Source organism: Paenibacillus sp. USDA918EY, from assembly GCF_009870825.1.
Taxonomy (GTDB): Bacteria; Bacillota; Bacilli; order Paenibacillales; family Paenibacillaceae; genus Paenibacillus_AQ; species Paenibacillus_AQ albilobatus.
This window is the reverse complement of record NZ_WTWY01000003.1, coordinates 325,657-337,574: the sequence shown is the minus strand read 5'-3', so window position 1 is coordinate 337,574 and position 11,918 is coordinate 325,657. Positions and strand designations below refer to the sequence as shown.

At 56.7% G+C, this 11,918-nt stretch carries 9 protein-coding genes; 8 read left to right on the top strand and 1 reads right to left on the bottom strand.

What is annotated here, in order from left to right; genetic code table 11:
• Positions 1-13: 13 nt before the first annotated feature.
• The 7 genes from GQY55_RS09315 (at position 14) to GQY55_RS09285 (ending at position 9,401) form a co-directional block, all read left to right on the top strand.
• Positions 14-922 carry a carbohydrate ABC transporter permease gene (locus tag GQY55_RS09315; RefSeq protein ID WP_160040475.1) on the top strand — a complete coding sequence of 303 codons (909 nt, stop codon included), beginning with the start codon at positions 14-16 and terminating at the stop codon, positions 920-922.
• A gap of 46 nt (positions 923-968) precedes the next feature.
• On the top strand, positions 969-2,582 hold the full coding sequence (locus tag GQY55_RS09310) for an extracellular solute-binding protein (RefSeq protein ID WP_160040472.1): 1,614 nt from the start codon (positions 969-971) through the stop codon (positions 2,580-2,582).
• A 127-nt stretch (positions 2,583-2,709) separates the two neighbouring features.
• Positions 2,710-5,010: a glycoside hydrolase family 3 N-terminal domain-containing protein gene (locus tag GQY55_RS09305; RefSeq protein WP_160040469.1), complete on the top strand. Its 2,301-nt coding sequence runs from the start codon at positions 2,710-2,712 to the stop codon at positions 5,008-5,010.
• An 87-nt stretch (positions 5,011-5,097) separates the two neighbouring features.
• A complete protein-coding gene (locus GQY55_RS09300) occupies positions 5,098-6,471 on the top strand; it encodes a sulfatase-like hydrolase/transferase (protein WP_236575509.1) in 1,374 nt (457 codons plus the stop codon).
• A gap of 198 nt (positions 6,472-6,669) precedes the next feature.
• Complete coding sequence (locus GQY55_RS09295; RefSeq protein ID WP_160040784.1) at positions 6,670-7,224, top strand: TetR/AcrR family transcriptional regulator; 555 nt, start codon at positions 6,670-6,672, stop codon at positions 7,222-7,224.
• A 140-nt stretch (positions 7,225-7,364) separates the two neighbouring features.
• Positions 7,365-8,771: an MFS transporter gene (locus GQY55_RS09290; RefSeq protein WP_160040466.1), complete on the top strand. Its 1,407-nt coding sequence runs from the start codon at positions 7,365-7,367 to the stop codon at positions 8,769-8,771.
• Positions 8,772-8,843: 72 nt separating this feature from the next.
• Complete coding sequence (locus GQY55_RS09285) at positions 8,844-9,401, top strand: NADPH-dependent FMN reductase (protein WP_160040463.1); 558 nt, start codon at positions 8,844-8,846, stop codon at positions 9,399-9,401.
• Between the two features lie 192 nt (positions 9,402-9,593).
• Here the strand turns inward: GQY55_RS09285 and GQY55_RS09280 are convergent, their stop codons facing one another.
• Positions 9,594-10,475 carry a LysR family transcriptional regulator gene (locus GQY55_RS09280; protein ID WP_160040460.1) on the bottom strand — a complete coding sequence of 294 codons (882 nt, stop codon included), beginning with the start codon at positions 10,473-10,475 and terminating at the stop codon, positions 9,594-9,596.
• A gap of 176 nt (positions 10,476-10,651) precedes the next feature.
• Between GQY55_RS09280 and GQY55_RS09275 the strand changes: the two genes are divergently transcribed.
• The gene (locus tag GQY55_RS09275) at positions 10,652-11,887 is read left to right on the top strand and encodes an amidohydrolase (protein WP_160040456.1); all 1,236 of its coding nucleotides are present in this window, start codon (positions 10,652-10,654) and stop codon (positions 11,885-11,887) included.
• Positions 11,888-11,918 lie beyond the last annotated feature (31 nt).

Below are 11,918 nucleotides of genomic sequence, written 5' to 3'. Positions count from 1 at the left end.
GGAGGCTGCACGGATGCTTTCAGGCGTAAGCGAAACCAAACGCGACAAGGCGTTTCTCGTCTTCAACTATCTTTACGTTTTCCTGGCTTTTCTGATCGTGTTTTATCCGCTCGTCTACATGATCAGCGCATCGATCAGCGATCCGAAGTTCGTGGGCTCCGGGGAAATGTGGCTGTGGCCGAAAGGGTTCACCTTGGAGGGTTACAAGCGGGTGTTTGAAAATTCGAACATTTGGACCGGATACGCGAACACCATTTTATATACGGCGGTAGGGACCGCCATCAACCTCGTGGTAACGCTGCCCGCGGCATATGCGCTGAGCCGCAGGGATTTCGTCGGACGCAACTTCTTTATGGGCATGTTCATGGTGACGATGTTTTTTGGCGGCGGGCTGGTGCCGACCTACCTGCTGGTGAAACAGCTCGGCATGATCAATACGATGTGGGCGATCGTCATACCGTCGGCCGCTTCAATCTGGAACATCATCGTTTCCCGCACGTTCTTCCAAAGCTCGATTCCGAAGGAGCTCCAGGAAGCGGCCCAAATCGACGGTTGCACCAATATGCGGCTGTTCGTCAAAATCATCCTGCCCCTGTCGATGCCGATCATTGCGGTCATGGCCTTGTTTTACGGCGTGGGCAACTGGAACAGCTATTTCTCGGCGCTTATCTATTTGAATGATTCCGCCAAATATCCGCTGCAGCTGGTGCTGCGCCAAATTCTCGTTTTGCAGGAGATGGCGGCGCAAGGCGGCGGGGCGATCGACGCGTCGACGGCGGCGGCGATGAACAGCAAAGCGGAAATCGCGGCGCTGGTCAAATACGCGGTCATCATCGTGGCAACCGTGCCGGTCATCGTCATTTATCCTTTCCTTCAGCGTTACTTTGTGCAAGGTGTCATGATCGGTTCCGTCAAGGGCTGATCTTGCCATAAATTCAATAACTTACATTCAAAAGGGAGTTGTTGTCATGAACAAGATTCGCAAGGCTTCATCCATTTTGCTCTGCCTCGCGGTGTCCGCCAGCTTGTTGGCGGCATGCGGATCGTCCAAGGATGGGGAGGGCAGCAAAGGATCGTCGGCTTCTTCAACGACGGAAGGGGTAAAGAAAGATGGCTTTCCGATCGTCGACAAGCCGTTGACGCTGAAAGTGATGTCGCAGGATGCGGGGAAAGCGGACTGGAATACGATGCCTGTCCTCAAAGAGATGGAGAAACTGACCGGCATTCACCTGGAACCCCAGCTTTCGCCGATCGACAGCTTCGCCACGAAGAAAAACCTGATGTTCGCGAGCGGCGACTTGCCGGATATGCTGTACGCAGCCGACCTGAAGCCTGCGGAGCAGGTGACTTACGGTACGCAGGGCATTTTGCTGCCGCTTGAAAAATACATCGACGAAGGTTACGCGCCAAACCTCAAAAAAATTCTCGACGAGCATCCGGATGTCCGCAAATCCTTTACGACGCCTGACGGACATATGTATGCGCTCCCGTTCATCGATACCGGCGCCGTCTGGTACCGCAGCCCGATGTGGTACAACGGCAAGTTCCTGAAGGCGCTTCACGTCACGCAGCTGCCGAAAACGACCGACGAATTGTATACGTTCCTGAAACGCGTCAAAGAAGAAGATCCGAACGGCAACGGCAAAAAGGACGAAATCCCGCTGACTTCCGTCAAACTGGATGATCTGCGGATGTACTTCTTCGGCTTCTGGGGCATGTACGACGAAAAAATTTACGCCGACAAAGACGGCAAGGTGCATTACTCCCCTCAGGAGGAAGGTTACAAAGGATACTTGACGTTCATGAACAAGCTGTGGAAGGAAGACCTGCTGGATCACGAAACGTTCTCGCAAACGCCGGACCAGAAAAAAGCGAAAGGGCAGGACAACCGGATCGCGTTGTTCAACGACTATTATCCGTATTTCACGCTCGGCGGCGAACCAAGCGGGGACAACCCGCTCATGACGCCGGTGCAAAGCGAAATTCCGGGAACGCCGGTGTACGGCAAACATCCGGGGATGTCCGCCAACGGCACGTTCGCGATCACGAACAAAAACCCTAACCCGGAAGCGACGATGCGTTGGATCGATTACCTGTACGGCTATGAAGGTTCCACTTTGTTCAACCAGGGACCTGAAGGCACGCTGTGGAAATACAAAGACAAGGCTAACCACGTGAAGGAATGGCTGCCGGTGCCGGGCGGCGGCGACCGCGAGGAATACCGCGGAACGATCACGCCTAACTTCGGCATCTTGACGCCGGGCATCGGCGATCCTGAAGTATCGAAAGGGCTGCGGACCGACTTCGACGATTGGATCGACAAAGAAAACAAAGAAAAATTGGTGCCGATCGGCAAAACGCCTTTCCCTAACGTCTATCTGACAAACGAAGAGCAAACCGAAGCATCCGCTTTGTTCTCCGACCTGGATACGTACGTGCAGCAGATGGAAGCCAAATTCGTGACCGGGCAAGTGCCGCTGTCCGATTGGGACAACTACATCGCCCAGCTCAAGAAAATGGGATCCGACCGCATCGTCGAGTTGTACCAAGGAGCATACGACCGCTGGAACACCGGAAAATAACCTGACGTTCCAAGCCGCAATAGCCAACATCTCCGGCGTTTTCGCCGGGGGTTGGCTATTGCCTTTATAATTTCATGGAAACATTGCATGACAGGAAAAAGCGGGGGATGGAGGAGGAACGCAGCCAATGAGTTACAAAGACGCATCATTAAGCATCGAAGCAAGAACGGAGCATCTGCTGCGGCTGATGACGCTGGAAGAAAAAGTCGGGCAGCTTGTGCAGCTGTTCGGCTGGAAGGTGTACGAGCGAAACGGAAGCGAAATCAGGTTAGCCGAAGCGTTCAAGGAGGAAGCGGCCCGAGGAAGGGTCGGTTCGCTTTACGGCGTTTTGCGCGCCGATCCTTGGACGGAGGTCACCCTTGAGACGGGACTCTCTCCGCGGGAGGGAGCCGAAACGATAAACGCCATCCAGCGTTACGCAATGGAGCATTCGCGGCTCGGCATTCCGATTTTGTTCGGGGAGGAATGCTCGCATGGCCATATGGCGATCGGGGCGACCGTCTTCCCGGTGCCTTTGTCGCTGGCCAGCATGTGGAACCGGGAGCTGTACGAGCAGGTATGCCGGGCTATCGCGCTGGAGACGCGCAGCCAAGGCGGGGCCGCGACGTATTCCCCGGTGCTGGATGTCGTCCGCGATCCCCGCTGGGGACGCACCGAGGAAACGTACGGCGAGGATCCGTACCTGGCCTCGGCCATGGCGGAAGCGGCCGTCCGCGGCCTGCAGGGTAGCCGGCTGGACGCCGATGACAGCGTCATCGCCACGCTGAAGCATTTTGCGGGATACGGCAGCTCCGAAGGCGGGCGCAACAGCGCGCCGGTCCATATGGGGCTGCGCGAGCTGCACGAGGTGGATTTGAAGCCGTTCCGTGCGGCCGTCCGGGCCGGGGCGAAATCGGTGATGACCGCGTACAACGAAATCGACGGCGTTCCGTGCACCTCCGATCCGTATTTGCTGACGGATGTGCTTCGGAAGCAGTGGGGTTTCGACGGCTTTGTCATTACCGATTGCGGGGCGATCAACATGCTGGTGTGGGGGCATGATACGGCCTCAAATCCGGAGGAAGCGGCCGCGGCTTCGCTGAACGCCGGCGTGGATATGGAAATGTCCGGCGACATGTTCCGGGCCCATCTGGAGCATGCAGTGTTGAACGGGCGAGTAGGCATGGAGACGCTGGACGAAGCGGTATCCCGCATTTTGCGCATCAAATTCGAGCTCGGATTGTTCGAGCGGCCTTACGCCGATCCCGAACGCGCGGCCCGGGTCATCGGAAGCCGCGAGCATATCGCTTTGGCCCGGCAGGCCGCGCTTGAAGGCATCGTGCTGTTGAAAAATAAGGACCGTACGCTGCCTTTAAGCAAACATGGCGCCGGTAAAATCGCCGTCATCGGCCCGAACGCGGACAACATTTACAACCAGCTTGGGGATTATACGTCGCCGCAGCCCCGCCGGAGCGTCGTGACCGTGCTCGACGGCATCCGAAACCAATTGTCGCATGCCCCGGAAAGGGTTCTTTACGCCCCGGGGTGCAGAATCAAGGATGACAGCCGGGAAGGCTTCGAAACGGCGGTCGAGACGGCGGGGAAAGCCGACGTCATCGTGCTGGTGCTGGGCGGTTCGAGCGCACGCGATTTCGGCGAAGGGACGATCGACCTCCGTACCGGCGCATCGGTCGTCACGGACAGCCCGCACAGCGACATGGACTGCGGGGAAGGAATCGACCGTTCCACGCTCGGGCTGTCGGGCGTGCAGAGGGAGCTTGCCGAAGAGCTCGCGAAGCTTGGCAAACCGCTGGTCGTCGTTTATATCAACGGGCGGCCGGTGGCGGAGCCGTGGATCGACGAGCATGCCGACGCCGTATTGGAGGCGTGGTATCCCGGACAGGAGGGCGGAAACGCCGTGGCCGACATGTTGTTTGGCGACGCCAATCCTTCGGGACGGCTGACCGTATCGATCCCTAAATCCGTCGGTCAGCTGCCGGTTCGTTACAATGGCAAAAGAACGGTCGGCAAACGTTACCTCGAAACCGATATGCAGCCCGCCTATCCGTTCGGGTACGGCCTCAGCTATACCGAATTCGAATACGGGGCGCTTTCCCTCTCGGCTCCTGAAATGACGTCCGACGGGAGCGTCTCCGCAACGGTGAGCGTCACGAATAAGGGCGAACGGGCCGGCGCCGAAACCGTGCAGCTTTATATCGGGGACAAAGTCAGCTCCATCACCCGTCCGGCCAAGGAACTTAAGGGATTCTCGAAGATTTTCCTGGAGCCGGGAGAAACCCGGGAGGTGACGTTCGACATCGATGCGGAGCAGCTGTCCTTTGTCGGCAGGGACTTGGAAGAGACCGTTGAAGAAGGCGATTTCGACATCATGGTCGGCCCCCATTCGGCGGATGTTCAAAGCGTAATATTACGCGTAAGAGGAGTATAAGCAAGCGCCGAACCGCGATTTACGGCCGGCCGGAATCATCCGTTGCGGTTTCATTAGAAATTCGTTATGAAAAGGGAGTGCCGCATTATGAAATACAGCATGAAAAAGCCTAATGTCGTCTTCATCATTGCGGATGACCATCGATATGAGGCGATCCGTTCCTCGGGCAACGCCGTCGTTCGCACGCCGACGCTGGACGCGCTCTCGGCGGAGGGCACGGCGCTGGAAGGGATGCACATCTTCGGAGGGCTGACGGGGGCGGTCTGCGCCCCCAGCCGGGCATGCGTGAACACGGGCCGGCCCATCTTCGAGTCGATGATCGGCAGCGACGTCAGCGTTTGGGAGCATTCCGTGAACATTCGTCCCGACGTTCCGCTCATGCCGCAAACGTTCCGAGACGGCGGCTACCATACATACGCCGTAGGCAAGTGGCATAATGACAAGGGGAGTTTCGCCCGGAGCTTTGCAGGCGGCGACAAGCTGTTTTTCTACGGGATGAGCGACCATGACCGCGTTCCGGTGCAGCCGTTTGATCCCGAAGGCCGTTATCCCCAGGAACGCGAGCGGATCAGCGAAGCTTTCTCGACGGAGCTGTTTACCGACGCTGCCGTCGACTTTATCCGGAATCATGATCGGGAACGGCCGTTTTATTTGTATGTGGCTTATACCGCGCCGCATGATCCCCGCACCGCACCGGAGCCGTATGCGGGGATGTATGATCCGGAGGCGATTCCGTTACCTTCCAATTTCATGGAGCGCCATCCGTTCGACACCGGGGACATGGAGGTCCGGGACGAAAAGCTGGCGCGGCTTCCCCGGAGCGAAGCGGAAATCCGCCGCCATATAGCCGACTACTACGCGATGATTACCCATATGGACGCCCAAATCGGACGCGTGGTCTCCGCGTTGAAGGATCAAGGGATATACGAAGAGACCATCATCGTTTATACGGCGGATCACGGCATAGCGATCGGCCAGCACGGATTGATGGGCAAGCAGAACGTGTATGATCACAGCATACGGATTCCGTTTATCATGCGGGGACCGGGCGTTCCGCAAGGGCTCCGGATTTCGGCGCCCGCAAGCAACATCGACATGTTCCCGACGCTCGCCGAGCTGTGCGGACTCCGGATGCCTTCCGGCGCGGGAGGAATCAGCTTCGTTCCGCTCCTCGAAGGACGGGAGCGGCTTCGCCCTGTCGTATGCACCGCTTACCGGGACGTGCAGCGGATGGTTAAAGACGGCAGATGGAAGCTGATCCGTTATTACCATTCGCCCGTGACCGATACGGGAACGGATCGGATCCAGCTGTTCGATCTGGAAGCCGATCCATGGGAAACGCGCGACGTGTCGGACGATCCGGCAAACGAACCTCACATCAGGCGTTTGGCGGGAGAACTGCAGCGCTGGATGGAGGAGGGCGGCGACATTATGAAGGAAGTGCCCGTTTTGCCGGCATAGACAGGGATAACGTTCGGAAGTTTTGTCCTCTGCATCCATCTTTGGGTACCGTACCCGGGAGGTGTAGGGGACATTTTTTTATCAGCGGCATTGACATCTAGAATTTTCTGGCATAATATAATGACTGTCAGTACTCACTGACATACTTTCGCAAGGAGATGAGCCGTAGTGGAGCAATCATTATGCAACCGGGATAAAATGCTGCTGTCCGCGATCGATTTGATCTCCGAGAAGGGGTATAAGGGAGTCACCACCCAAGAAATCGCCGCGGCTGCCGGCGTCAGCGAAAAGACGCTGTTCCGCCATTTCGGCAGCAAGCGGAAGCTGATCGACGAGGCTTTCGAACGTTTCCATTACACCGGGGAAATGGCGAATCTTTTTCAAGAACAGATCACATGGGATTTGCATGCCGATCTGCTGCTGATCGCGCGGAAATACCACGAGACGATGAACCGCAACCGGAAAATGATTCTGATCAGCATCAAGGACGAGGCGCATCTTCCCGGCATTCGGCAGCAAACGCAGCAGCATCCGCTGCGGCTGATGGAGTTTTTGACGCAGTATTTCGTGGCGATGGCCGAGAAGGGGAAAATGGCCCGGACAAATCCGGAAATCCAGGCGTTGTCCTTTTTGATGATGCATTTCGGCGCGTTTTTGAATGAACTGGAGAAAGACGAAAACTTCCCCGGCGTGACCTTGGACGCGTTTATCGAAGAAAGCGTCCGGATTTTTGCGAAAGCGCTGGCCCCTTGATTCCGGTCGGCAAGCATTCCGGTAATTTATGCAAGATTAATGTTAGGCAGCAAGGCAGTATAAGAATACGTCAATAAGACGTTTTTCTTTTGCATTAAATGTCAGTCAGTACTGACGTTCATTCGAGGAGGATGGTGGATATGCAAGATGAAGCGCAGCAAGCCCAGGCCATGAAACTGATTCGCCTATTGGCCTGCACCCTGATTATATCCGTCATGAGCGCAGGGATGTTCAACGTCGTGCTTCCGCAAATCCGGGAGCAGTTCCATTTGACCCTTTCGCAGGTCAGCTGGATGACGTCCGTATATACGCTCATTTATGCCATCGGGACGGTGATTTACGGCAAGCTGGCGGATAAATACAGGCTGAAGCAGCTGCTGACCGTCGGCCTGTTCATTTTTGCCGCCGGTTCCGTGCTCGGGCTCTGCTCGACGACATTCGGCATGGTTATCTTCGGCAGGGCGCTTCAGGCGGCTGGTGCTGCGGTTATCCCGGCAACGGCGACGTTAATCCCCGTCCGTTACTTTCCGGTGGAGAAAAGGGGAACCGCCCTCGGGATGTCGGCCGTAGGGCTGGCCATCGGCAACGCGCTCAGTCCCGTCGTTTCGGCGCTCGTATCAAGCGTGGCGGATTGGCGCTGGTTGTTTTGCATCCCGCTGCTGACGCTGCTGTTGCTGCCCTGGTACCGCAAATTTTTGAACGACGAGCCGGGAGCGGCGGGGCAGGTCGATTGGCCGGGAGCCGTTTTGCTGGGCGCGGGAGTAGGCATGCTGCTGTTCGGATTATCGGAAGATTCGTGGCTGATTATGGCCGGAGGCGCTGCTGCGTTTATCCTGTTCGGCCTCCGGATCGGATTGGCCAAAGAACCTTTCATTCAGCCGAAGCTTTTGAAGAATAAAAGCTATATGGTTTACTTGGCGGCCACATTCCTGATCACGGGCATATCGTATTCGCTGATCTTTTTAAGCCCGCTGCTGCTGGCGGGAGAACAGCGGCTGTCGTCCGGCTGGATCGGGCTCGCCCTTGTTCCGGCAGCTTTATGTTCGGCGCTGCTTGGGAAAAAAGGAGGCACGCTCGCCGATACGAAAGGCGTTTCGTTTGTATTTCATATCGCCTCCGTCATGCTGCTGTCCTGCTTTGCCTTGATGTCGGTCTTCACGGGGGCATCGCCGGTCGCCATCGCCTTTATATTGGTGCTGGGAAACGTCGGTCAATCCTTCATGAACATCGTGCTCGCCAGCTCGGCGTCCAAAACGCTTCCGAAGTCGCAAACGGGCGTCGGTATGGGCATGTTTTCCATGATGAATTTCATCTCGGGGAGCGTCGCCGTAGCCATTAACGGCAAAATCATCGACATGGGCGCGAGCGGCGCCTGGAACCCGCTGAACTTCAGCACCGGCGGCGCTTATGTTTATTCGAATATATTCCTGGTGCTTGCGGCCGTTCATGTCGTGCTGCTGATCGCGGGACATTGGTATTTGAAAAAAGGAAGCCTTCCCGGCATCAAGCCGGCCGGCGCGGCGGCGCAGCCGCAGGGAAAAGCCTGAAACGGTTTCGATAAGGCGATTCGCCTATTTATTCATAAGCATCATCCAATACAAACGAGGAGGAGAAAACATATGTTGAATATTGCCATTATCATTGGAAGCACGCGCCCGGGGCGCAACGGGAAGGCCGTGGCGGAATGGGTGTACGAGATCGCGAAGCGGCGGGAGGACGCCAGATTCGAAATCGTCGACATCGCGGATTACAACCTGCCGCTGCTGGATGAGCCGATGGGGGCCGCATCGGGCCAATACACGAAACCCCATACGATCGCCTGGTCGGAGAAAATCAAATCCTTTGACGGGTACGTGTTTCTGACGCCGGAATACAACCATGCAATCTCGGGCGCGCTCAAAAACGCGATCGATTACTTATATTACGAATGGAACAATAAGGCCGCGGGAATCGTAGGATACGGCGGAGGAGGCGGGGTGCGCGCCGCCGAAAACCTTCGCCTGATCGCCGGCGAGCTGATGCTGGCCGTCGTCCGCGCCCAGGTCGGCTTGACCTTTAACGGGGATTTTGAAAACTACACCGTCTTTAAACCTGCGCCTTATCAGGAAGGCGTCCTGAATACCATGCTGGACCAGGTGATAGCCTGGAGCGGCGCACTCGGAACGCTTCGCCGATAAATGCAGAAAAAAGCGAAAACACGCCGGCAGCGGCGTGTTTTCGCTTTTTTAGGATATCGGGAAGCGACCAGCCTTCTTCAAAATGACATTGACGGTGTTTTGTCAATGATTGGCGCCGGCTATTTTTCCGCTACAGAATTCCAAAGGAGATTGCGCTCCTGTAGGAAGGTTTCATTTCATGCGCCGTACATTTCAATGCGTATGCCGTTCTTTCATCATCTCGACAAAATGCTGGGCCGTCGCGGACAGATGATGCCCTTTAAGCCATATCAAACCCGACGCCGCGGACAGCCGGGGATCCGTTATTTTGCTTGCGCGGATATTCCGGCCTTCAAGCTGGCGGGCGACCGTTTCGGGCACGATCGCCGTGCCGAAACCCGAAGATACCAGCTTGAGCAGCAGCGGAATGTCGGAGCATTCGGCGACGATGTTCGGTTTGATTTGCCGGGCGGTAAACGCCATATGGATGGTGTAGTGGACGCCCAGCCCTTCCGTGCTCGGAAGCATCAGCGGCTCCTCCCGCAGGTCGGAGAGGTCGATTTCCGGGCCGATTCCCGGCTTCTCCATTGAAGCGAGAAAATAAAACGGCTCCGTAGCCAGGTGGATGACCGAAAAAGCGTCCAGCTCCAAGGGCAGGCGGATGATCGCAAGCTCCAGCACCCGGCTTTTGACCAGTTCGCACAGGCGGGACGATTCGTTTTGCTGGATTTTATAGGTTACATGCGGGTGACGGGCCTGGAATCGGTGCAGCAGTTCGGGCAATTCAACGGATGACAACGTGTTGATCCCGATGTTCAGGCTGCCTTTGGCGCCCCTGCCGACCTCCTTGACCTCCGACACGGCCTCGTCCATCAGCTGCGTCATTTGCAGGGCGTATTGGTAGAGCGCTTTTCCGGAGGCGGTCAACTCCAGCGTTTTTCCGCTTCTTTCTACGAGGCGCGTTCCCAGTTCGTCTTCCATCGCCTTCAGCTGCTGGCTCAGCGGCGGTTGGGACATATGCAATCTTTGGGCGGCTGCGGATATTTTCCTCTCTTCCACAATGGCGATAAAATATTTCAACTGCCTGATGTCCATCCCTTTCCCCTCCATGCTTCGCATCCATTCTGCTAAAAATATATATGAAAAAAGTTAATCATCGCAATTTAATAAATATTTTTCATATAGTTACCCCCCATGTTAGCATAGTTTATACGCAATCCGATAGTTTTAACGGATCCAAACTTCCTTAGAAGAGAATGGAGGATACACCGATGCGAAGCGACCATTTTTGGCTGTCCCACGTCCGTCTTGAAACCGGCTTTCAAATGGAAAACGGAGCGGTAACCGGGACGGAAACCGGCATCTACCACATCAGGGTCGAGAAGGGAACCATAGCGCAAATTGAACAAGAAACGTTCGTTTTCGAAGACGACCTGCCCAAAATGCATATGAACGGCAAGCTGATGCTTCCTTCGTTCCGGGACATGCACATCCATTTGGACAAAACCTACTACGGCGGGCCGTGGAAGGCCCCGAGCATCGCGAGGAACGGCATTTTTACGCGGTTCGAAGAGGAAAGGGCGCTGCTCCCAAGGCAGCTTCCGGTGGCCCGGGAACGCGCAGGCAAGCTGATCGAGCTGCTGCTGCAAGCCGGAACGACGCGGATCCGCAGCCACTGCAACGTCGACCCTTCCATCGGGCTGAAAAACCTGGAAGCGACGCTTCAAGCCGCGGAAGACTTCATCGGAAAAGCGGAGATTGAAATCGTGGCGTTCCCGCAGCACGGGCTGCTCCTCAGCCAATCGGTTTCCCTCATGAGGGAAGCGCTCAGAAACGGCGCGTCGCTGGTTGGCGGCGTCGATCCGGCCACCGTGGACGGCGACGTCGAAAAATCGCTGCAAACCACGATGGAGCTGGCGGTGGAGGCGAATGCGGACATCGATCTGCATATTCATGACGGCGGGCATCTGGGCCTCTTTACATTCCAGCGACTGGCCGATTTGACGGAAGAAGCCGGCTGGCAGGGGAGAGTGACCATCAGCCATGCGCTCGCGCTGGCCGATATCCCCCGGGAAAAAGCCGCGGCCCACGCCGAACGGTTGGCCGGCTTGGGAATTTCGATCGCTTCTTCCGTACCGCTGGGGCGGACGATCCCGATTCCGCTGCTCCACGAGCGGGGCGTGAAGGTATGGCTTGGGGACGACAGCATTACGGACCATTGGTCCCCGTTCGGCAGGGGAGACGTGCTGGAAAAGGCGGGAAATTTGGCGGAACGTTTTCATTTCGTGGACGAAGTGGAACTCGGACAAACGCTGGGCTGCATTACCGGTGGCGTCACGCCGCTGAACCGGGGCGGAGAGCAAACGTGGCCGCGCGTCGGGGATGAAGCAAGCGTCGTGTTCGTGGATGCAAGCTGCTCGGCGGAAGCGGTGGCCAGAAGGGCGCAGCGGGTAGCGGTCTTTTTTAAAGGCCGTCTGGCTGCCGGGGCGATCCCCGCTGCTCGTTAAACCCATTTTATTTATGGAGCCCTGCGGCTCA

Bases quoted from the DNA above. Each gene is read 5' to 3' on its own strand.
- GQY55_RS09290 (WP_160040466.1), top strand. From the start codon at position 7,365: ATGCAAGATGAAGCGCAGCAAGCCCAGGCCATGAAACTGATTCGCCTA.
- GQY55_RS09300 (WP_236575509.1), top strand. From the start codon at position 5,098: ATGAAATACAGCATGAAAAAGCCTAATGTCGTCTTCATCATTGCGGAT.
- GQY55_RS09295 (WP_160040784.1), top strand. From the start codon at position 6,670: ATGCTGCTGTCCGCGATCGATTTGATCTCCGAGAAGGGGTATAAGGGA.
- GQY55_RS09285 (WP_160040463.1), top strand. From the start codon at position 8,844: ATGTTGAATATTGCCATTATCATTGGAAGCACGCGCCCGGGGCGCAAC.
- GQY55_RS09310 (WP_160040472.1), top strand. From the start codon at position 969: ATGAACAAGATTCGCAAGGCTTCATCCATTTTGCTCTGCCTCGCGGTG.
- GQY55_RS09315 (WP_160040475.1), top strand. From the start codon at position 14: ATGCTTTCAGGCGTAAGCGAAACCAAACGCGACAAGGCGTTTCTCGTC.
- GQY55_RS09305 (WP_160040469.1), top strand. From the start codon at position 2,710: ATGAGTTACAAAGACGCATCATTAAGCATCGAAGCAAGAACGGAGCAT.
- GQY55_RS09280 (WP_160040460.1), bottom strand. From the start codon at position 10,475: ATGGACATCAGGCAGTTGAAATATTTTATCGCCATTGTGGAAGAGAGG.
- GQY55_RS09275 (WP_160040456.1), top strand. From the start codon at position 10,652: ATGCGAAGCGACCATTTTTGGCTGTCCCACGTCCGTCTTGAAACCGGC.